The sequence below is a fragment of the Streptomyces sp. NPDC098789 genome, from assembly GCF_044759975.1.
GTDB lineage: Bacteria > Actinomycetota > Actinomycetes > Streptomycetales > Streptomycetaceae > Streptomyces.
Window position 1 is genome coordinate 1 of record NZ_JBIWAJ010000034.1, and the last position, 21,606, is coordinate 21,606.

Here is a 21,606-nt window from a genome sequence, read left to right on the forward strand (position 1 = left end):
GCCGGACACGTCTACCTCTCCCGCCCCCCGCTGTACAAGATCAAGTGGGGCCGCGACGACTTCGAGTACGCCTACTCGGACCGCGAGCGCGACGCCCTGGTCCGCCGCGGCGCCGACTCCGGCAAGCGCCTGCGCGACGACACCATCCAGCGCTTCAAGGGCCTGGGCGAGATGAACGCCGAGGAGCTGCGCGTCACCACCATGGACGTGGACCACCGCGTCCTCGGCCGGGTCACCCTGGCCGACGCCGCGATCGCCGACGAGATCTTCTCCGTCCTGATGGGCGAGGACGTCGAAGCCCGGCGCTCCTTCATCCAGCGCAACGCCAAGGACGTCCGCTTCCTCGACATCTGAGCCGCCGCGCCGCACCGCGGCGACCCACGCAGCCCGGTCCTCGCGCCGGGCGCTCGCCCGGCGTCAGGCCCGGCGTCAGGCCCGGCGTCAGGCCCGGGGGCGGGCCGGTATGCGCAGGACCTGACCGCCCAGGATGAGGTCGGGGTTGTCGCCGATCACCGCGCGGTTCGCCTGGTAGATCTCCGGCCATCGGCTGCCGTCGCCGAGTTCGGCGGCCGCGATGGACCACAGACCGTCACCGGTCCTCACCGTGTAGGTGCGCGGCTTCGGGTACACCACGGTGACCTTCAGCGGTGCTCCCGCGCGGTGGACGACGGCCAGGTCCGTCGTGATCGTGTCGACGCGTCCGTCCGCCTCGACCCGGGCTTCGACCCCGACGGGTGATCCGTCGGTCCCGCGGGGGAAGCTGAACCGGTACCTGACCTCGCTGCCCGCCTTCGCGGGCGTGATGGTGAGGGCCCGCTCCTCGGTGAGCGGGTTGTAGAGGGCGAGCGCCCCGGTGCCCCCGCCGCCCTCCGGCAGCACGCCCGTGAACACGGCCGCGTCGCCGCTCCTCATGCCGTGCTTGTGGAGCTTCGGGTGGACGTCCTGGTGCGCGAACCGGCTCGCTGCCCTGCCGTTGACGGACCAGGTGACCTCCTGGGCCGGAGCCTGCGCGTTGGGCACCAGCACCTGGGTCTCCTCGATCGCGGTGGTGGCCAGCTCGATGGTGACGCGGCGGCCCTCGCCCGCCGCCTCCTTCTCGGCCAGGTAGCGCTCGGTGTGCAGGGCGTACAGTTCGGCGAACTCGACCAGCCCGTGGTCCACGTACTCCTCCGCGAGGATGGCGGGGGTGAGGGACTTCAGGATCTCGTCCACGTCCGCGAGGTCACTCGGCGAGACGCCCGACCCGTCCTCGTCCTCCCTGATCTTCCGCGAGAAGTACTGCTTGATCGGCTCCAGGTTCTCGTCGGCCCAGACCCGGGCCGAGGAGTAGCGCAGCGCGTCCTCCACGTTCTTTACGTCGTCCTCACCGATCTCCGCGCCCTGCTGGACACGGGCGGAGAGGATGTGGCCGTAGAGGTTCGTGTTGCCCCGCACCTTCCAGAGCGACTTCTCCCACTCCGGGCGTTCCTTGGCGTAACGGCTGTTGGGGATGGCGTCGTACGCCTCGCGCGCCGCGCGGGCGCGGGCCAGGTCGGGCATGAGCGCGTCCTGGACGGTGCGCTGGGCCCGCGACCACTTGTCGTCGATCCACGAGCTGAGCGGGGCGAACACCTGCCGGAGCTCCGGGAAGATCTCGAAGAGCTTCTCGGCGATGAGGAGCGCCCCGCCCGCGGCCTTGGCGCCGGTACGGACCGATGCCGACGCGGGACGCCGATGGGCGGCCACGTCGCGCTGCCACACGGTGTACTTGTGCTTGATCCTGCTGGGCAGGTTCCTCGCCTGGACCCCCATCTGTGACCGTATCTGCGACCGCGGCTGCGAGGGCTCGACGTCGACGATCGCCTCGGGCGGCACGTAGTACATCGCCGCGACCTCGGCATTGCGCTGCACGGCCCCGTCGGCCGGCCGCCCCGTCAGCCCGCTCGACCCGTGGACGTTGAAGACGACTCCGAGCTTGTTCTTGTCGATCTTGTAGACCCACCCCGTGGGACCGGCGTAGGTGCGCGCCGTCTCCTTGCTCCAACTCATGGAGATATAAGCGGAGTTCCTCATGTCACCGCTCAAGTGCGTCCGTTCGGACACGTCGAAGCCGCGGGAGGAGAAGCCGTTGACCAGGACGCCGCTCTTCGGCGCCTGCTTGACGCCCCGGTAGAGGAACCGCTGGCCCTGCGGCCCGACGAGGTCCGGTCCGGGTGTGTAGCGCATCAGGCCGCCGGCGGCCGCCTTGGTGCCCGGCGCGGGCTTGCCGTACGGATGGGCGTTCGCCCGAGGGGCGACGCTCGGGTCGAAGCCCCGCAGCGCGGTGCCCGGGACCTTCACGTTCATCTGCGCGGGCCCGGCCACGGGAGCCCCGCGCCCCGTCGCCGGCCGGGACAACGGAGTCGCGCTCTTGATGTGGTCCGGCGGGATCCTGCCCGTGGACACCCACTCGCCCTGGGCCTGGGCGTGGTCCACGAGGCTGGGGTCGACCCCGCCCCTCGCCAACAGGCTGCTGCGCAGGTTGTAGAAGCTCCGGTTGGGGACCACCTCGTACAGGTACACCGTCTGCTGTCCCGCGAGCAGCTGCTCGCTGAACCTGAGCGCGAAGGCGCGGTTGGACGTGGTGGAGACGAAGCCGCTGGACCTCGCCTGGCTGGAGTTCCCGATGGTCGTGGCACCGCGTGCGTGCTTCTCCAGGTCCATGTCGTTGCCGTAGGCGGAGAAGCCGTCGCGGAAGCCCTCGGTCGGGGGCCGGGTGTCCACGCGGTAGAGGACCGTCGGGGGCTTCGGCGCGGCGGGCGCGTCCGCGCCCGCGATCGCCGGGGCCCGCGTGATCGGCCGCTTCACCAGGTCGGGCCGGGGCTTCTTCTTGCCCCCGGCCTGCTCCTCGATCACGGGATCCGGCACGCGCGTCTCCTGGTCGCCCAGGTCACGCTTCTTTCGCCCCTTGCCCTTGCCCTTGTCCTTCGCGCGGCCGGCCTCCGGGCCCTGGTCCGCGGCGAACGTGCCCTCCTCCGGGCCCGCGTACGCGGTGTCGGCCTCGCGGTGCCAGGTCGGTCGTCCCGGACCGTCGTCCGCCGCACCCCGGCTGATCCGGTCCTTCGGTCGGTTGGTGAAGGCACGCCCGATGGTGTTGCGGTAGCCGCCCAGGACGGGCCGGGTGCGCCGTTCCTCCCGGCTGATCTCCTCGGTCCGCCCGACGACGGCCCGGGCGATGTTGGCCAGGGATTCGGTGCCGCGGTCGTAGTAGCTCATGTGAGCCTTCGTCAGGTTGCCGACCAGGCCGGACTCCGCCGTCCACGCGTAGTCGGCGCGCATCCGGACGACCTTCTCGCCGTGGTTCTCGTGCGACGGGTCGATGCTGAACCAGTCCAGCATGCTGACGAGGTCGGTGTCGGTGGCCGCCACGAAGAGTTCGGCGTCGAGGTGCTCGGCCCGCAGCCCGCACCCCGGGCTGCCGAGCAGGACGACCCGGTCGACGAAGCGCTTGCCGGCCGTGTCCGTCCCGGCACCGATCGCGGTGTGACCCGCGACGACACTGCCGTAGCTCAGCCCGCTGATCGTCAGCGCGGGATACGCGGGCAGGTCGAGGGCCCCGCGGACCGCGCTCTTGCGCCAGTACGAGCGCCAGGTGTTGAGGTCGGCCCGCAGGAGCTCGGCGCCGGCCGCGGCGGGCTCCTCCCGGGCCGCCTCGGTGAAGCCGCGCGGCGCCTTGTAGCCGCTCCAGGCCACGACGGCGACCTTGGCCCCCGGACGCGTCCGAAGGCACTGCTTGTACAGGTCCTGCGCGTGACCGGTCAACTCGCCGAGCGACTCCAGCGAACTGCCCATGCCGGGGACGAGGACGGCGACGTACTCGGCCGTCTCCACCGCCCCCACGGCCACCGCCGCGCGGCCGAGCCCGCCCTCGAAATCCGGTTCGTAGACCAGCAGTGAGGTGTTCCGCACCCCCGCGAGCGCGGATCGGGTCACCAGGGCGGCGTTGTGCCGCGGCGTACCGGTGGCCGCCTCCAGGTCCTTCATGCAGCGCAGGTGGTTCCGGTCGGAGTCGTTCTTGAAACGGTCCTCCAGGGAGACGGTGTTCGGGAGAGAGGGGTCCAGGGCCAGCTTCTCCCGCGCGTCGCGGACGATGCCCTCGTCGATCTCCGCCACCAGTTGGTTACCGGCGTACACCAGCGCGGGAACCAGCGGCAGCCGCATGTCCGTGCGGTCCGACCACTTCTGCAGCGCACGGCGGGTCGCGGCCTCGGCCTGGTCGGCGAACAGCTGGTTCTGCCTCAACTGCTCCGGATCCAGGGTTACCTCCACTCCCTGGTTCCAGCGGTCCATGTCCGCGAAGTACGTGTCCTTGCCCGTGTTCGCCCGCCGCGGGCCACCGCCGGGAACCGGCGCCGATCCACGTGAGTGTCCTGTGGGCGCAGCCACGGGCTGGACGTCAGGCATGGTGGTCCCCAGTGATTCGGCTCGAGCGGTGGATCCTGTTTCCCGGGAAGCGCGATCGCGCACTCCCGTCTGCCACCGTAGGACCGCGGCAGAGTGGATCATGTAACGGATCGGCCAGACACCCGCGCCGAAGGTAGACGGATCGACCTCGCGGACCCGGCTCGGTGGCGGACCTGCTCACGCGGGACGGCACGTGGGAACGGCCCCGCCGGTGGACCGCCGCATCGCGGGGCCGAGGTACGGCCGAGTCGACTGTCCACCTTCGGCACGAGGGTGTCCCCGAAGGATGGGGCCGGTGCCCCGGCACCGCCCATAGCGTGGCGATGCCAGGCGGTCCGAGGTGCTGCGCCTCGTAGCGGCCCACCGGGAATCGCTTGTCGTTTCCCGGTCGGCCGAGATCCCACGCCCGAGTCTCCTCAGTCGCATGCGCACCCCCGCGTCCCGAGCACCTAGGACAGTCGCCCCATGCCCCAAGGCCAGTACGCCGATGCGCAGCCGTCCCACAGTCGGGGGCGCAGGTCCGTCCAGCAGCCCGTCGTGCCGTCCGCCCCGGACCTGTCCCTCGCGCCGGACGCCTCCCTCGAATGGGACGATCTGGTGCCGGTGGGAGCGACTGCGGCTCTGGGCGCCTGGGCAGGGCGGGGCCGGGAGCTGTCCGGGGCTCCCAGCGCACCGCCGGCCGATCTGATGCCGCAGACCGGTGGTGTGCTGTCCGGGGCTCCCAGCGCACCACCTGCCCATGTGATGCCGGGAGCGGCCGAGGACGCGGCTCCCGGGGGGTGCGGGCCCCGAACCTTCGACGCGGTGAACACGGCTCACCAGGGTGAAATGGAAGCGGACCTGGCACGGGCACGCGCTCAGGCCGACCCCACCGGAGTCCCCGCGGGGACCTCGCGGGGTCGGTTCGCGCAAGACGTGCTCGAAGTCGCCGGCGAGGTGGCATCCCTTGCCCTGGAGGCCTTCGGTGGCGAGGTCGGCCTGCCCCAGGACGCGTTCGGTGACGTGGCCTCCGTGATCAACGGGTCCTACGACGGGATCCATCCGTCCCGGTACCTTTCACGAGCCCTGCGCACGGGGACGAGCCCCATGGCTCAGAACCTGTGGCACGCTCTTGGCGACCCGGGGACCGCGGCGCTGACGAACGTCTTGCGCACCGGGGACAAAGCGGCACTCACGGACTTCCTGCGCACCAGGGGGAAGGCCGTACTCGCGGATCTCCTGCGCGTCGAGGAGAAGCCGGCGGTACAGGGGCTCCGCGAGAACAACGCGGCCAGTCTCAAGAAGGCCCTCGCCGTGGCAGAGGGGTTGCCGTGCCACGTCCTGGCCTACGAGCCCGAGTTCGAGGGTGTGGGCCGGATGGCCGTCGCCCTCGGCAACATCGAGACCGCGGCCCATGTCGCCATCCTGGTGCCCGGGATGGGCAGCTCGCCCACGGGCTTCGACGGACTCGTCGAGCGGGCCCGCGTCGTCTACGACGAATGCGGCAATGTCGGTCCCGGCGCCGATGTCGCCGTCATCGCCTGGCAGGGATACAAAGCACCTCGCGACATCCGCAAGGGCAAGTTCGAGGTCGGTGACGACGATCCGGCCAAGAGCGGCTCCAGGCTCCTCAACGCGGACCTCGCCGCCTGGCGCGGCCTCTGGAAGAGCAGCACCGCCCGCAAGGACTCCGGTCTCCCGGAGAATCCGCGGATCATCATCAACGGGTACAGCTACGGAAGCGTCGTCGCCGGCTACGCCCTCATGAGGCCCACCCTGCCCGGCGGCTTCACCGACGTCGCCAAGGGCGCCGTCAACGGCGTCGTGCGGGAGGTCGGCCGGACGGTGACCGGTGTCCTCGTCATCCCCGACATCGTGAAGTCACGCATGCAGGACGATCTCTGGAAGGACACCGTGCTGAAGTGCGTCAAGAACGTCTCGACCGTCGGCTCGGTGGCACTGGCCGCGGGGGGCGACGGCCAGTCGGCGCTGACGGCCGTGGGCAAGATCGGTAAACCGATCCTCAAACGCGCCGTCATGAAGGCTTACGACGCCTACCGGAGCGAGGCCCTCGGGGGCGGGAAGGCGGACGAAGTCGTCTTCTTCGGCAGCCCCGGCACGGGTCGTCGCGCCAAGCACCTCGACATCTCGCCCCAGCACATCTACGTCGCCGCCCACACGGACGACTGGGTCAGCAAGCTCGCCTACTTCAGCATCGACCCCGCCGCCACGAACTACGACCCCACCCACCAGGTCGTCCGCCTCAAGAGCAGCTATGTCAAGACGGCCACCAGCAGCTGGACCGACCCACACGAGAGCTACTACGACCCCGCCACGGACACCGAGCCCGCACGCGAATCCCTCACCAACCTCGCGCGCATCATCACCGGGAACAGCCACCAGGTCACCCGCCAGCCCAAGCGGCCCGGAGGATCGAAGAACCCCATCGCGCGCCTCGTGACCAATCCCCCCACCAACGCCCCGGTTCCCGGCCGCGAGCCGCAGTCCTCCGAGAAGTCGGCGGACGCGACCGGGAACGGGACGAAGAGCGGGCGCGGGCGGCGCGGGAAGCGCAGCCTGGGCGACGCGGGCGCGTCCGGCGGCACCGACGGGTTCGAGCCGGTCGCCACCACGGAGACGGACCCGTTCGCGGTGATCGATCCGCTGCTCAGGGAGATCGTCGTCTCCTCGGACGAGAAGGCGCGGTCCGTGGCGAAGATCGACCGTACGATCCGCACGGCTCTGGAGGCCGAGAGCGGCTCCGCCGATGCCCGGACCGTAAGCCTCGACACCCGGGTCACGGCCCTCTACCGGCGGACCCTGCAGATCGACAACCTGGTCGATCCGAGTGGGGGCGGGGGCCAGACCCGCACCTTCACCCTGCGCCAGGTGATGCTCGGCGAGATGGACCGGGAGAACGACCTGACCAGCAGCGGCTGGTCCCGTGTCCTCGTCACCCCGCCGAGTTCGCTGTCCGCGGGCCTCTGGCGGGCGGTGCGCAGCAAGACCACCCGCCAGCAGGTCGGCAACACGATCCTGGACGACGCGCTCGCGCTCGTCGACACCCCGGAGACCAAGGCCTCCTACCTGTCGTACGCGCGGGACCGGGTCACCGGCGCGCTCGCGAAACTGTTCACCTCGCTGGTGGACGGCAGCCGCGAGTCGGACGCGACCGGCGCGGCCATGGCGGGCGAGCACCCGCCGCAGCTCGTGATCTTCAACAAGGAGGTCGTGCCCAACCTCGTCGCCTTCCCCTGCGGCGAGGACAAGCTGATCGTCTCGGTCGCCACCGGCGAGGTGAAGGTGCTGGCGCCCATGTTCCATTCCACGGACTGGGAGCGGTTCGTCCGCGGGCACCTGTCCGCCTACGAGAGCGGCCGGGCCTCGTCCAGTGACTTCAGGCCGAAGACCGCACGACTGGGCGGCCTGGGCGGCGTGTCACGGGAGATCAGGTACGTCCCGTTCACCTTCCGCGAGTCGGGCTCGGTGTACGAGGACCTGTGGGGGGCGGGCCTGACCAAGGTCCGCAAGGAGGCGGACTCCCTCTCGTACACGCCCGAGGAACAGCGTCGGGACGAGGGCCTGCGGTTCAAGCGCGACCTGGCGACCGCCGTGAGCAACCTGGCAACGCTCGCCGCGGTCGGCCTGACGGGCGGCGCGGCGCTGGCGGTCAGCCTGCTGGCCGGTGGCGCCGGTATCGGCGCCACCGTCTTCCAGGACCAGCTGGGTGGGGTCGCCGACCGCGGGGACGTACGACGGCGGACGGAGGACGACGCCGCCCTCGGCAGGGTCTTCGCCATCGGCGGCACGCTGCTGGACCTGGCCGCCGCCGCGAAGTTCGTGCGCGCCGCGGCGCCGGGGGCGAAGACCGCTGCGACCAAGCAGCTCCGTTCGGTGATCGCCAAGGGCCAGGAGAAGATCCTGGCCCGCCGGATCGCCGGAAACATCGACGGCGGGCTGCGGGCGAAGGCGCCCATGGAGCGCACGTCCGCGTACGCCTCGGCCATCGCCGCGAACCAGGACCTGCCGACCGCCGCCTTCCGGCACGGCGACGAGTGCTGGGACGCGGCGATCCGGGTGGACGAGCTCGCCGGGGTCATCTCACCGGCGGAGGCGAAGCGGCTGCGCTCGGTGACCCGCGCGAAGGAGTTCGGCGCGTTCCTCGGCGGCAACGACATGAAGGCGGTGGCCAACCCGGAGAGCCTGGCCCGCATACCCGCCGGCGAGCGGGTGGCGATCGTCTCGGGCACGGGCCGGGACCGGACGATGCTGCACGCCATGACGTCGACCGGCAACGGCAAGGCGGCCGGTCTGAACAACGCGGGCATCAACTCGCGACTGGGCTCCGGCTACGCCGAGTTCGACCTGGCGGCCGATGCGGGCGTGACGTTCCGCGGTGACGGGGTGTGGGAGCTCGCCGACGGGCAGCGGGTGCGGGTGTACGTGCATGCGGACGCCCCGGAGTTCCGGATCGAGTCGCTGCGGCCCCGGACCGCGGTGCCGGAGCTGACGGAAGCCGACAAGCTGCTGTCCAACAGGCTGCTGAAGGCCTGCAACCGGGATGCCGGCATCAGCGAGATGATGGCCAGTCCCAAGGAGAAGTGCGCGGCGCTGATGGACAAGGCCGCGGCTCTCGCGACGCACAGGAAGTTCACCGACATCCGCTACGTGGGCATGGACATGTGGGCCAACGCCGGGCCCGAGACCTTCGCCTCCAACCACTTCGTGGTGATCGGCCGCAAGGGCGGCAAGGACTGGGTGTTCGACCTCTCGGCGGGCCAGTTCGCCGACAAGGGGATGCAGGGCATCGACGGACCGCTCGTCCTGCCCCTGGAGAACTGGCTGGAGAAGTACCGGCGGAGCACGACGACCAAGGTGATCAAGATGCGGGAGTTCAGCAACTCCCAGAGCGCCACCACGGAGTTCCATCCGGGCAAGTTCGACCTGGCGACGGACTACCGGGAGGGCTTGCAGCTGCTGACCCGCCCCGCCTGGTTCGACCGCGGCATCGCCTTGCGCGTCGCGGACCGTACCGTCCGGGTCTCGGTCACCGCTGCCAAGGTCCCGAAGGCCGCGGTGACCAGGGTGGTCGGTGGCGTCCCCACGGTGACACCGGTGGCGGACCAGCTGGCCGGGACGGTCGACGTGGTGTTCCCCGGCTTCGTGGGTGAGGTCGCAGAGCTCCTGTTGCACCCGAAGGTGCGCTTCCAGCTCAAGTACGCCGGCCGGGTCATCAAGTGCGTCCTCGCCCCGAAGCGGGACACGACGGTCGTCCTGCGCGGCTCCAACGGCACGGTCCTGGAGGTCGGCGGGGAACAGACGCGGAGCGTGGAGCTCCCGGCCAGGACCGGCATCTCCTTGGAGGTCTTCCCCACCCGCACCACGGCGATCGGGGACACCCTGCGGTCGGTCGCCCAGACCGAACTCGGTGACGGAGAGCGCTGGCGGGAGATCTACGAACTCAACAGGACCGCCATCGGCACGCTGTCTCCCGGGGGAGAAATGGCCCCGGCGACCGTGCGCCAGGTGTGGCGGATACCCGAGTCGGCCGCCGAGGCCAACCGCGCCAAGCTGCTGACGCAGATCCTGCCCCGCTTGAACGACCCGGCCTTCCACGACGAGGTGAACGAGGCCGGAGACTCCAGCTGGGCCGCCGTCGCCGGGCTCCAACACACCACCGGCATCATCGACGACACCGAGATGAACCGGCTCGTCCGCGCCACCTCCGCCCAGGACTTCACGGACTTCCTGGACGGGGAGGGGCGGGAGATCGCGACGGAGAACGACTTCGGCCGGTTGAAGAAGGGGTACCGCCTGGCCTTCATCCAGGTGGACGGCAACCGCCAGGAGATGATCCACGCCATGCTCAGTCTCGGCGGTGGTGAGCTGATCGGCGTGCACAACGGTGTGCTGAAGACCGGGCTGCCCGACCCGCTGGCGTGCGTGTACCCGATGGACGACGGAGGCGGGTCCCCGGGCGGAGCGCTGGAGTTCACCGACGAGGGAGCGCGGCTCTTCGACGGCCGCCAGGTGCTGGTCATGGCGGAGTCGGGCGCTCTGTTCGAAAGCAGGGCGGGAGGCCGGAACAGGAGGGCCGCGACGGACTCGGACAGTGCGCGGCTCGCCCGCGGCGACAGCGCGTCCCGCGGGCTCTTCACCCAGCTGACGCGGGGGGCGGACTCCCTGGAAGTGCGCAAGCTCAGGAGCCGGCAGTACTTCGACAACACCATCCGCGACGTCACCACGAAGGTGACGAAGGAGTCCGCCGCGGAGGCCATGCCGCTGGACGGCAAGTGGACGTGCAAGGTCAACGTGCCCGTGACCCACCAGACCGTGGCGACCAACGGCGGTGCCTCCTCGCACCAGTGGCAGGTGACCACGCGCGACCTGGCGCTCGGCGAGCCGCAGCGGAAGAACCCCACCATCTGGAGCCGGTCACGCATCGACCTGACCCCACCGGCCGGCCTGTCCCCGCGGATCGTCGACGCGCTCAAGGGCACCAGCGTCCGCGACGGGGTCGCCGCACGGCTCAAGGCCGATGCGACGGACGTCCTCGACGGCGATGCGTTCCAGAAGAGCTTCAAGGAGTTCACCGGTTCCCGCCTGCGCGGCACGCTCGCCCGGATCTTCGCCGCCCCCGGTACCGACCCGTCTTCGCGCATGTTCGCGCGGTCGTGGCTCGGCGGCCACCTGAAGGAGCGGCTGGTGGAGCTCAACGGCAAGGTGATACCGGGCATGGTGTCCCTCGGCGTCTTCAACGAACACCTCCTCGTCTCCCTGGAGACCGGGAAGCACCACTACTGGCGCTGGTCCGACTCGGGCGGCTCGTACGAGCCCTTCATCCGCGAGCACCTGTCGCGCTTCGAGAACGACGCGGCGAAGGCGAAGGACTTCCGACCGGGACGGACCGGAGGAGGCGAGGCGGTCGGAGCCCTCAAGATGCAGCCGACCGATGACTCGTCGACCGGCCTGTGGAGGGCGGCCCGGGACCGGATGCTGTCGGACCTCGACGGGCTCGTCTACACCTCGGGTGAGCACGCGGGAGAGGTCGCCGCACGGACCAAACGCGACCTCATGATGGCGTTGGCCCTGGTGACGCTCCCCCTCACGATCGGCACCGCCGGAGGCATCTCATCCGCCATCTCGCTCGGCACGGGGGTGGGCTTCGGCTTCGCGGAGGCGCACTACGAGGAACAGATCGCCGGGAACGCCGACCGCGGCAACGTCTACCGGGAAGCCATGGAGGACGCCGCACTGGGGCGGATCCTCGCCGGTGCGGGAGGCGTCCTCGACGCGCTCTTCATCCTGAAGGCCATGAAGGCGGCCAAGCTGAAGGTCGCCGCCCTGCGCGCCAAGCCGCGCCCGGCGGCAACCGCGGTCAACACCGCTGAGCAGGCCCTTGACGTGCGCAAGGCGGTGACCGAGCCCCGGCGCGCGAAGGTACCGCCCTCGGCCACGTCGGCGGGCGACCTGACGAAGGAGACCCAGGCACTCAACGACGTCGGCAACTTCCAGGCAGCGGCGGAGCGGGCACAGCAGCGAGCACTGGCGGGGGGCGCGGACGAACTGATGGGCAAGATGGTCTATGAAGACATGAGGTCGATGCTCCACAAGCTGTCCAACGCGGTCAAGAGCCCCCGTGCCAAGTGCTACGAAATCATGGGCCCGGTCAGGGAGTACATGTTCTCGCAGGGCTTCACGAACTTCCGGTACCGGGGTATGGGCATCTGGCAGAAGGGGGACAAGGTCCCCGCCAACAACCACTTCGTGGTCCTCGGCGATCTCGGCGACCAGACCTGGGCCGCGGACTTCACGGCACACCAGTTCCCCAATATCAGCGGACCGATCTTCAAGCCCGAGCCGGTGTGGGCCCGGACCTGGCAGGAGACCACCGATATGAAACTGATCAAGTACCGGGACTTCCAGTCCATGCCCGAAGCCGACCACATGTTCAACAGCACCGTCCCGCTCGGGCCGTTCGACACCATCGACGACGCCACCGTTCTCGTGACACCCCCGTGGGCCTCATGAGGCCCTCATGAGGGCCGGGAGCGGCTGGCTCGCCGCACTGTCGTCGACGGCCCGGGTGAGGTCTACTTCACCGCGCTCTTGGCCTTCCACTGGTCGTAGGTGATGCTCCAGTCGGCGTAGCCGTTGCCGACACCGCCGAGTTCGCCGTTGGCCTCCTCGCCCTTCACCGTGACCAGGTCGCCGAGCAGCGTGTTGTCGAAGAGCCACTTGGCGTCCTTGGGCGTCATGCCGATGCAGCCCGCGCTGTGGTTGGTGTTGCCGATGTACTGCTGGCTGTCGGGGGTGCCCTGGTGGAGGTAGCCGCCGGAGTCGCTGAAGCGCATGCCCCAGTTCACCCAGACGTCGTACGTCTTCGGACCGCCCACCGACGCGGAGGTCATGTGGACCTTCTCCTCCTGCGACTTGATGGCGAAGGTGCCGGGGCGGGAGGCGCGGCCGGACACCGGCTCGCCGCCGGACATCGGGATCGTCTTCACCTGCTGGCCGTCGCGCTTGACCACCAGGGTGTGGGTGTCCAGGTCCGCGACGAGCTGCTGGTCGCGGCCGATCTTGAAGGTGCGGTCCAGGTCCCGTTCGAAGTGGGCGCCACCGGGGTCCACGAGGGTGAGGGTTCCCTTGACGGCGACCTCGGTGTTCGCGCGCCACGGGTCCTTGGGGCGCCAGTCCAAGCGGTCCTTTCCGCCCTGGGTGGTCACCCATCCCCACGAGCCCTCGGTGGGGATCGACGCGGTGACGGTCAACGCCTTCTCCACCTCGGCCTTGTTCTGCACCGGCTTCTCGAACTCCAGCGACACGGGCTGCCCGGTGCCCACCGTCTTCCCGGCCCCCGGCGTCAGGTCGAAGTCCAGCAGCGGTCCGCCGGTCACCTTCTTCGGCGCCGGCGGTGCGGTCTGCGCCTGCTTGCCGTCCGCACCGGCGGACGCCCCCGTTCCGGCCGCGGCGTCCTTGGCGTCCCCGCTGCCGCACGCCGTGAGGAGGAGCAGCCCGGCGAAGACGGCGGTGGATATGCGCGCCGGCCGAAGACGGCGGTGGGCTGCGAGGGCGGTCGATACGGCCGTGGGCTGAACGCGAGACATGGCGCGACTCTTCTCCGAATGGTGTCGTTACCTTCGATAAGAGGTCCATGCCGTGTACATGGTTCTCCCCGTCTGATGACCGTTCTGCAACAGCCCTCCCAGCGGTGCGGGACGGGAAAGCGGGACGGGAACGCGGGACGGGGACTCCCGTCGTCGCACGTGCTGTGAGGCGATCGTTAGGGAAACGTCAGTGCCGTCTGCCAGGGTCACCGGCGTGTCCGGTCCCGGGCCCGCCTGCCGGGCGCGGGACGGCGCGGAACGTGCCGTGCTCGCGATCTGGTGAAGGTGGGGTCCTGCAGATGGACAAGAGGGTTCTCGGAATCTGTGCCGCGGTCTTGCTGTCGGTCGGCGTGGCCACCCCGGCCGGCGCCGCCTCGGCGGCGGAGCCGCCCTACGACATCCTGACCATGGGTCAGGGGACGAAGCTGCTCGGGATCGTCTACGAGCACGAGAACTTCACCGGGTCGCGGATCGAGTTCCGGGGCGAGTCGTGCACCGGCCGCGCGGACGGACTGCCCGACTACCAGTTCCCCCTGGGGGACAAGTGGCGGTGGCGGATCTCCTCCGTGGAGAACAAGCTCTGCAACCAGATGGGCCTGCGGGACCGGAACGGCACCAACCTCGCCATCGGCGGTTCGCAGAAGCGACTCGGCTGGTGGAACGACCAGACGGTGACCGTTCAGTTCAGCTGAGCCCGAGCCCTGTCGCCGCCCCGCGTCGGCCCCCACGTCAGCCCCCCCGGGTCCACCCGTGGAGCGCCGGTGCGGCCAGTGCCCGGTCGATCGCATGGGTGACGTCGCAGTCCGAAGTGCTCACGCGGAGGCCGAGGACGGCGTACCCGGTTCCGCATTCCAGGATTTCACTGGTCCAGTGGGACGGGAGCTGGGCAATGATGCGCAGGCACGCCAGCTCGGGGGTGGATTCGGGTGCCCCGGCGAGTCGAATGCGGTGCTCCACGGTGTCGTCTCCTGCGGATCGGGGGCCCGGGGGCGGCCCGGAGATGTACGCGGCATGGGCCGGTTTCCGAGAGGAGACCGGCCCATTTGCGTTGTTGGCGAGATTCACGTGAGAAGGAGGCGGTCGATGGGGGAGCCGGGATCAGCCGCGGAAGGTCACGCTGCCACCGTTGCGGTCGAACCAGCCGCCGAAGCCCCAGTTGGACCAGCCGCCGTCGCCGCGGTTGACGATCGTGCCCGACTTGAAGGCGAGGACCCGGTAGGTGGCGCTGCCCTGGGTGACGCGGGCGTTGGCGACCACGCCCTGGATGTCCAGGGAGTAGTTGAGGTTGTCGTTGATGATCATGACGTTGTGGTTCGGGTACGCCTTCATCGTGTCGTCCAGCTGACGGTGCACGAAGGCGGGCCGGTCCTTCTCCATCCGGATGTCGTTCAGGACGTTCCCGATGATCCCCCCGATCTGGCCCATCGCGTCGACGATGATCTCCGTCTTCCAGCCGGTGCCTATGGTCCCGGCCTGCTGGGCGGCGACCGTCGCCGACGGCGCGGGGGCGGTGGCGGCCTGGGCCGTGGCGGGCAGCAGCAGTCCGGTGACCGCGACGGCGCCGACGAGGGTGAGGGCGGCGCGCTTGAGGTGCTTCGACATGGTGTTCTCCTTCAAGGGTGGTCCGGGCAAAGGGATGCCCGGGACAGGGTGACGAGAGGTCGATCAGAAGGTTCCGGAGGTTCGGAAGGTGGTGGGGGACGGGCCGCGACGTTCCTTCGGAGGAGTCGGGCCGGCGTCCGGACGGCGGGGCCGGGGGCGGGGGTGGGGGTGGGGGTGGGGGTGGTGGCGGGGTCCGCTCCGGCGGGAGCGGGCGCGCTCACCCCGGTCCGCTCATCCCCAGTCGTTGGTGAGCGGGTTGATGGTGACGGGCGCCTGGTCAGCGGGGCCCGTGGTCGTGACGACGGTGACCGCTCCGGTCGAGGCCCCCGTGCCGGCGTCGTCGGCCTGGGCGATCCCGGCGCCGCCGAGGACCAGGAGGACGCTGATGACGCCGGACGCGATGCGGGAAGCGGAGCGGTTCACGGGGTACCTCCTGGAGTGCTGACGGGACCGGATCGAGGTGCGTTGTTCGGGCCCTCCCACCGTTTCCGTTCCGGTGGGCCGCCCTTACGAGAAGAACTCTGCCAGCGGGCACCCGTCCCGGACGGGCCGCGACCGTGCAGCAAACGGCCCGCTTCCCGTGCACTTTCCTGCACGCCCGGGACCGACCGGAACACCCCACCGAGGCCGCTGTGTTGCGGCCGGGACACATGGGAGAGGTGGGGCCGATGATGTCCCGCCACGACACGAACGAGCTGGCCTTCCTCGGTGTCCCCCTGGAAGAGGAGCAGTTCTACCGCGCCCTCCTGCGGGACCGCGACGACGCCGGCGAGCACCAGCCGGCCGTGGTCTCCCGGACGTTGGAGCTGGGCATCGTGGTGCGCACCCCGGCCGGCGGCCTGCGGCCGCTCTCCCCCCAGCGCGCCGTGGAGCGGTTGATCGAGCACCGGGTGGGCCAGACCCAGGACGACCTCCAGGAGACCGCCCGGCGCACCGGGCTGGTCGACTCGCTGAGCACGGAGACGCACGCCCCCCGCGCCACCACGTACGACAACCCGGCGGTCCGGTTGATCGAGGGCATGGAGGCCGTGCGCGCCGCCATCGACGAGGTGACCTTCTTCGCCCACTCGGAGAACCTGACGACCAACCCGTTCGGCGTGCTCACCGCGGAGTCCATCGAGGTCTCCCGGCCGATCGACCTGAGGATCCTGCGCCGCGGGGTGCGGATGCGGACCCTGATGGCCTCGGCCTGCCTCCAGGACGAGACGACCATGGCCTACCTGAGGGAGCTCGCGGCCCGCGGCGCGCAGATCCGGGTCTCCACCCACCCCCTCGACCGCATGATCATCTGCGACCGGGCGGTGGCCCTCACCCCCATCGACCCCGACAACACCGCCCGCGGCGCGCTGCTGACGCGCGAACCCGGACTGGTGAGCACCGTGGTCTCGCTCTTCGAGCGGATGTGGGCGGCCGCCCAGGAACTCCCCGAGGAGGACCTGCCCTCCCTCACCGAGACCGAGCGGCAGATCCTCAAGACCCTCTACCTCGTCGACAAGGACGAGACGGGAGCCCGCCAGCTGAACATCGCCCTGCGCACCTACCGCAAACACGTCGCCCGGCTCATGATCCGGCTCGACGCCGACAACCGCTTCCAAGCCGCGCTGCACGCCCGCGAACGCGGCTGGATCTGAATTCCCCGCGCGTTAGGAAAGCGTGAGGGAAACGTCAGTCGTGTCTGCCAAGGTCACGCGTGCCCCCGGTGCGGCGCCCGTTCACGGGCCCTTCATCCGCGGGGTGGCTCACCAGGAAATCCAGAACAGAGTTCCGTTCCACGGAAATGCGCTTGAGAAGGAAGAGGGCCTCATGCACATCCACAACAAGCTCGCCGGCGCCGCTGCCGTCATGGGGGCGAGCGTCCTGCTGGTGGCGGGGACGGCCACCAGCGCCAATGCCGCTGAAATCAAACAGTACCGCAACGCCCAGACCGGCCTCTGCCTCGACTCCGACGCCAAGGGGAACGTCTACACCAAGGGCTGCGGCGCCGACAACCCCTACCAGCAGTGGGAACGCAAGGTCGTGGACGGCCAGATCATGCTCCGCAACGTCGCCACCCGCCGGTGCCTCTCCCAGGAGACGGGCAGCCTGACCAACCCCTCGCCCCCCTACACCTCCCGGGTGGCCACCCGCACCTGCATCGGCTGGGAACTCGACCGCTGGTGGGAATTGACGGTGGACGGCAAGACCCGCCTCATCAACGTGAATGCGGACAACGCGCTGGATTCCAACGCCAAGGGCAACGCCTACCTGAAGAACTACACGGCGGACAACTCCTACCAGCAGTGGTACTCGTGAATTCCGGCCATCCCGCGCACAACTGACTCGGTAGGGAGATAGATCCGATGGGCCTTCGCATCAAATGGAGCGGAACCGCAGCCGTTTTCGGGGCGGGCGTCATGCTGGCGACGGGGCTGGCCACGCCCGCGCACGCCGCCGGGGAAGCCACCTGGTACCGCAACGTCCAGACCGGCCGCTGCCTCGACTCCAATCCCAGCGGGAAGGTGTACACCTCCCCCTGCGCGGACAAGTACAACACCTACCGGCAGTGGCAGCGCACGGTCGTGAACGGCAAGATCAGGCTCAAGAACGTGGCGACGAACCGCTGCCTGACCCTGAACGACTCGTGGTCCGAGATCGTCAGGACCGACCCGTGCGGCATCGACGACAACGAGCTCTGGTGGGAACTGCGCGTCAACGGCACCACCCGGATCGTCAACCCCGACAACAAGGCCCTGGACTCGGACAAGAAGGGCAACGCGTACGCGAAGGACTACGGCCCGGACAACCCGTACCAGCAGTGGAACGAGCTCACACCCCAGTGATGACCCGGCTCCGGCCCGGACCGCCCACGGGCGTCCGGGCCGGAGCGGCGCTCCCCGGGCGCTCAGGGAGCGGCCGGCTCGCCCGGCTCCGCACCGCGCCGGGCGAGGGCGAACACCCCGGCCGCGATCAGGCCGAGCCCCAGCAGCTGGGGCACCAACCACCACTGGGCCCGCAGGTGTTCCTCGTACAGCAGGACGCCCAGTGCCACGCTCACGCCCGCGTCGCCGAGCGTCAGTGCCGGCTGCGAGGCGACCAACGGGCCGCCCTGCATGGCGTGTTCGAGGAGCAGGAGGGCGCAGATGCCGCTCAGCGCGAAGGCGTAGGTCTGCCAGACGGTCAGGAAGCCGACGATCCCGTCCTCGTCGAGCACCCGCACGGCCGACTTCATCAGGGCGGCCGTGAGCGCGTAACCGACGGCCGTGGCCGCGCCGAGGCAGCCGGCCCGCATCCGGCCCGGGGGCCGGCGCAGTCCGACCGCGGCCGTCGCCGCCATCGCCGCCGCGCACGCCACCAGGGCCAGGACCCAGCGGTCGAAGGGCACGTGCGTGCGGTTCCCGGTCGGCGACGCGGCCACCAGGACGACCCCGAGCCCGACCACCACCCCCGCGACGGCGAGCCAGAGCGCCCCGGGCAGCCGGCTGCGCCCCACCAGCGAGGCGATCAGCAGCGCGAACGGCAGCTCCAGCACGAACAGGGGCTGTACGAGGGCCAGCGCACCCAGGGAGAGCGCCGCGGCCTGCCCCACACCGGCCGCGATCACCGCCAGGATCCCGCCGATCCACAGCGGCTGCCGCAGCAGGTCCAGGACCAGCCCGAAGCGGAAGCCGTCGCTCTGCGGCACGGTCAGCGCCGCCCGCCGCTGGAGCACGGTCGCGAGCGCGTTGCTGAGCGCCGCGAACAGCGCGAAGAGGACCGGCAGTGCGATGCCCATGCCCCGATCCTCACCGCACCCGCGTCGACCGCGCCCCCGCGACATCGCCCCGCGCCCACCCACCATCCCGCGTTCCCCCGTACGGTCCCGCGCTCAGCCGCGGCCGAACCAGCGCCGGGCCCCCGGGCGCTGCGGAGGAGCGTCCGGGGGCACCCAGGGGACCGCCACGCGCAGGAGCACGGCCAACTGCTTGCGGAGCGCCGGGCCCAGCGCGGCCGCGTTCTCCTGGAGGGCGTACACCGCGTCCTCCCTCAATTGCGCGTCGTGCAACGCGATCACGAAATCGCGGTACAGCTCGGGGAACATCCACACCCCGGCGCCCCGCACGACGAGGTGGGCCTCCTCGGTCAGCCCGTCGCCGCGCAGTGCCCGGAGCACCGCGACCACTTCCTCGACCGGATGGTGCCGGGTGAAACCCTCCAACGCCACTCCGACCTGGGAGCCGAGCCCGGCGGTGGTCAGCGCGTGAATGGCCGTCGCGGGCACGGTCGCGCCCTGCACAAGGGTCACGACGTCATCAGAGGACACCTCCGTGACCTCGTCCCGCACCGGGCTGTCGGCCGCGCGCAGCAGCCCCCGCAGCACCGCGGCGTCGAGCGTGGAGCCGTGTTCGAGGGAGCGCAGGCGGCGCAGCGCCGCCCGCGGATCGGTGCGCACCAGATGGCCGAGGACGTGGTGGGCCACGTCATCGGCGCCGACCGCCCGAAGCTGCCTCAGCGCCTCGGCGAAGGAGCCGTCCGGCAGGGAGGCCAGGGCTCCGCTCACCTCCCCGTGGTCCCGACCCGCCGCGTCCAGCGCCCGCACCACCTCGATGGGCCGGGCGCCGAAGTCCCAGGCCAGCGGATCATCGGGGCGGGCGAAGGGCCCCTCGGGCAGGGCTGCCAGCACCCGGGCCCAGTCCCTGCGGTTCCCGGTGTCCTCCAGCGCGATCAGCAGCTGCGCGATCTGCTCGCCGTGGCGGTGCGCGGCGTCGGTCAGGAGCCGGATCGCGTCGAGCGGCCTGCCCATCGACCGCAGCGCCTCGACCAGCGTGACGGTCCGGGCCGCCGGGTGCGCACCGGCCATCTCCCGCACCAGGTGCAGCATCGCCTCGTCGTGACCGTCGCCCCGCAGTACGTCGGCCAGCGCGACGGCGGTCTCCACCGACAGGACGGCGGCCGCCTGCCGCAGCAGCCCCAGGGCCCACTCCCGCAGCCCGGCCTCCCACAGCCCGTCGTACAGTCGCGTGATCGCCTCGGCCGTCGGGGCCTCCTCGACCGCCAGGCGCAGCAGCAGCCGCGCGTCGTCGGGCCGCTGCCGGGCGTCCATCGCCTTCAGCGCGCGCACCAGTTCGGTGGGGCGGCGCACGACGGCGGACGCGGCCCGGAGGTAGAGGCCGATGGCCTCGTCCTCGCGCCCGATGGCCAAGAGCGCCGCGGCCAGCCGGGTGGTCTCCTCGTCCGAGGACGTCGCCGACGCCTGGAGAACCCGTTCGGCCTCGGTGTCCAGCTCGGCCGACCAGAAGGCCCCGGCCAGCCCCAGGATGGTCTCGGTCGTGCGCAGGTGGTCGATCGCGGCCGTCACGAGAGCCTCCACCGTGCTGGTCTGACCGGCGGCGCGCAGGGCCTTGACGGTCCCCGCGACGTCCTGTGCGCCCCGCTCGCCCGCGAGCCGGGCCAGCCGTTCCGGGTCGTCGCCGTCGCCCGCGCTGTCCAGCGCGACGACGCAGTCCGCCAGTTCGTACGGCTCCCGCTCGCCCGCGACGGCGACCAGCACACCCCGCGCCTCCTCGTCGCGCCCCGCGGCGCGCAGCACCCAGACCAGCGAGGCCACTTCCTGCGCCGGGCGCAACACGGCGGCCAGGGAGAGCAGTTGATCCGCCTCGGCGGGATCCGACCCCCGCAGCCGGGCTGCGTGCTCGGCGATGGCCCGCGGCTGCTCGCGCAGCATCGGCAGCAGGGCCTTCGGCACGGGGTGGACGGGGGCCGGGTGCGGCTGCGCCGTCCGCTGGGCGAGGGCCCCGTAGCGGTTGCGGGCGAAGGCGATGCGGGCGGTGTCGCTCACCCGCTGGTGCGGGACCGGCCGCCGCATCGAGGTCAGTTGGGCGAGCAGGTGCTCGTAGATCCGGTCGACCTCGATGACCTGGCCGCCGCCCGGGAGGCCGTCTTCGAGCAGCCGGACGAGCTCGCCGGTGAAGGCCGTATAGGGCTCGTCCTCCAGCCACAACGCCTGGCGAGTGGGGGCGCACGCGGTCAGCAGGTACGAACCGGCGATCCGGCTGCGTTCCGCGAGCGTCACGGAGCTGGTGGCGGAGCCGCCCATGCCGCCGAGCATGGCCAGGCCGCTGAAGCAGCAATCCAGCACGACGACCTTGTGCGTCTTGTGGCCGGCATGGAGCACCTCCCGGCGCAGCGCCTCGTAACCGAGCGAGGAGTAGGGCCGGTCCGGGTCCGAGGTGGGCAGGGTCAGCAGCAGCTCGTCGGAGCCCGGGTCGGTCAGACCGTGCCCGGCGTAGTACACGAGGAGCATGTCGGTGGCCTTGCGGGCGGCCTCCCTGACCGCGTCCAGGACCTCCGCGGCGGAGGCCGGCTGGGGGAGTCGTACGCAGTGGCCCGGCGGCAACCCCCAGATGCTCGGGTCCTCCAGCAACTCGCCTAGTTTCTGCAGGTTGTTGGCCACCGGGGGGATGTCGTCGAGCTCCGCGCTGACATAGGTCGAGGTCCCGACGAGGACCGCGTACGAGGCCTGCGGGTCGGCGAGTTCCAC

12 protein-coding genes and 1 pseudogene are annotated in these 21,606 nt (G+C 70.8%); 6 read left to right on the plus strand and 7 right to left on the minus strand.

Features of this window, described 5'->3' with window-relative positions:
• Positions 1-354 (plus strand): annotated as a pseudogene (locus ACIQWR_RS39440) (DNA topoisomerase IV subunit B); the annotation flags it as partial.
• Positions 355-441: 87 nt separating this feature from the next.
• On the opposite strand, the gene ACIQWR_RS39445 reads toward ACIQWR_RS39440, so the two are convergent.
• Entirely contained in the window at positions 442-4,308 is a 3,867-nt protein-coding gene (locus ACIQWR_RS39445) for an alpha/beta hydrolase (protein ID WP_404020353.1), read from the minus strand.
• Between the two features lie 579 nt (positions 4,309-4,887).
• Between ACIQWR_RS39445 and ACIQWR_RS39450 the strand changes: the two genes are divergently transcribed.
• Positions 4,888-12,432: an alpha/beta hydrolase gene (locus ACIQWR_RS39450; protein ID WP_404020356.1), complete on the plus strand. Its 7,545-nt coding sequence runs from the start codon at positions 4,888-4,890 to the stop codon at positions 12,430-12,432.
• A 62-nt stretch (positions 12,433-12,494) separates the two neighbouring features.
• Here ACIQWR_RS39450 and ACIQWR_RS39455 read toward each other — a convergent pair whose 3' ends face one another.
• Complete coding sequence (locus tag ACIQWR_RS39455) at positions 12,495-13,508, minus strand: L,D-transpeptidase (protein WP_404020357.1); 1,014 nt, start codon at positions 13,506-13,508, stop codon at positions 12,495-12,497.
• A gap of 299 nt (positions 13,509-13,807) precedes the next feature.
• Here ACIQWR_RS39455 and ACIQWR_RS39460 point away from each other — a divergent pair, with 299 nt between their 5' ends.
• Positions 13,808-14,200 carry a hypothetical protein gene (locus ACIQWR_RS39460; RefSeq protein WP_404020360.1) on the plus strand — a complete coding sequence of 131 codons (393 nt, stop codon included), beginning with the start codon at positions 13,808-13,810 and terminating at the stop codon, positions 14,198-14,200.
• Positions 14,201-14,237: 37 nt separating this feature from the next.
• On the opposite strand, the gene ACIQWR_RS39465 is transcribed toward ACIQWR_RS39460, so the two are convergent.
• The 3 genes from ACIQWR_RS39465 to ACIQWR_RS39475 form a co-directional block, all read right to left on the minus strand.
• Positions 14,238-14,465: a hypothetical protein gene (locus ACIQWR_RS39465; protein ID WP_404020362.1), complete on the minus strand. Its 228-nt coding sequence runs from the start codon at positions 14,463-14,465 to the stop codon at positions 14,238-14,240.
• Positions 14,466-14,606: 141 nt separating this feature from the next.
• Positions 14,607-15,110 carry a hypothetical protein gene (locus ACIQWR_RS39470; protein WP_404020365.1) on the minus strand — a complete coding sequence of 168 codons (504 nt, stop codon included), beginning with the start codon at positions 15,108-15,110 and terminating at the stop codon, positions 14,607-14,609.
• A 231-nt stretch (positions 15,111-15,341) separates the two neighbouring features.
• Entirely contained in the window at positions 15,342-15,533 is a 192-nt protein-coding gene (locus ACIQWR_RS39475; RefSeq protein WP_404020367.1) for a hypothetical protein, read from the minus strand.
• 245 nt (positions 15,534-15,778) lie between these two features.
• Here ACIQWR_RS39475 and ACIQWR_RS39480 point away from each other — a divergent pair, with 245 nt between their 5' ends.
• The 3 genes from ACIQWR_RS39480 (at position 15,779) to ACIQWR_RS39490 (ending at position 17,929) form a co-directional block, all read left to right on the plus strand.
• The gene (locus ACIQWR_RS39480; protein WP_404020369.1) at positions 15,779-16,741 is read left to right on the plus strand and encodes a LuxR C-terminal-related transcriptional regulator; all 963 of its coding nucleotides are present in this window, start codon (positions 15,779-15,781) and stop codon (positions 16,739-16,741) included.
• Positions 16,742-16,913: 172 nt separating this feature from the next.
• Entirely contained in the window at positions 16,914-17,402 is a 489-nt protein-coding gene (locus ACIQWR_RS39485) for an RICIN domain-containing protein (RefSeq protein ID WP_404020372.1), read from the plus strand.
• Between the two features lie 47 nt (positions 17,403-17,449).
• A complete protein-coding gene (locus tag ACIQWR_RS39490; RefSeq protein ID WP_404020375.1) occupies positions 17,450-17,929 on the plus strand; it encodes an RICIN domain-containing protein in 480 nt (159 codons plus the stop codon).
• A gap of 62 nt (positions 17,930-17,991) precedes the next feature.
• Here the strand turns inward: ACIQWR_RS39490 and ACIQWR_RS39495 are convergent, their stop codons facing one another.
• On the minus strand, positions 17,992-18,861 hold the full coding sequence (locus tag ACIQWR_RS39495) for a DMT family transporter (protein ID WP_404020377.1): 870 nt from the start codon (positions 18,859-18,861) through the stop codon (positions 17,992-17,994).
• A gap of 93 nt (positions 18,862-18,954) precedes the next feature.
• Positions 18,955-21,606: a caspase family protein gene (locus ACIQWR_RS39500; RefSeq protein ID WP_404020380.1), complete on the minus strand. Its 2,652-nt coding sequence runs from the start codon at positions 21,604-21,606 to the stop codon at positions 18,955-18,957.

What these genes read in the sequence shown, in the direction of transcription:
- ACIQWR_RS39455 (WP_404020357.1), bottom strand. Translation starts at nt 13,508, where the DNA reads ATGTCTCGCGTTCAGCCCACGGCCGTATCGACCGCCCTCGCAGCCCAC.
- ACIQWR_RS39480 (WP_404020369.1), top strand. Translation starts at nt 15,779, where the DNA reads ATGATGTCCCGCCACGACACGAACGAGCTGGCCTTCCTCGGTGTCCCC.
- ACIQWR_RS39485 (WP_404020372.1), top strand. Translation starts at nt 16,914, where the DNA reads ATGCACATCCACAACAAGCTCGCCGGCGCCGCTGCCGTCATGGGGGCG.
- ACIQWR_RS39495 (WP_404020377.1), bottom strand. Translation starts at nt 18,861, where the DNA reads ATGGGCATCGCACTGCCGGTCCTCTTCGCGCTGTTCGCGGCGCTCAGC.
- ACIQWR_RS39470 (WP_404020365.1), bottom strand. Translation starts at nt 15,110, where the DNA reads ATGTCGAAGCACCTCAAGCGCGCCGCCCTCACCCTCGTCGGCGCCGTC.
- ACIQWR_RS39490 (WP_404020375.1), top strand. Translation starts at nt 17,450, where the DNA reads ATGGGCCTTCGCATCAAATGGAGCGGAACCGCAGCCGTTTTCGGGGCG.
- ACIQWR_RS39460 (WP_404020360.1), top strand. Translation starts at nt 13,808, where the DNA reads ATGGACAAGAGGGTTCTCGGAATCTGTGCCGCGGTCTTGCTGTCGGTC.
- ACIQWR_RS39450 (WP_404020356.1), top strand. Translation starts at nt 4,888, where the DNA reads ATGCCCCAAGGCCAGTACGCCGATGCGCAGCCGTCCCACAGTCGGGGG.
- ACIQWR_RS39445 (WP_404020353.1), bottom strand. Translation starts at nt 4,308, where the DNA reads ATGGACCGCTGGAACCAGGGAGTGGAGGTAACCCTGGATCCGGAGCAG.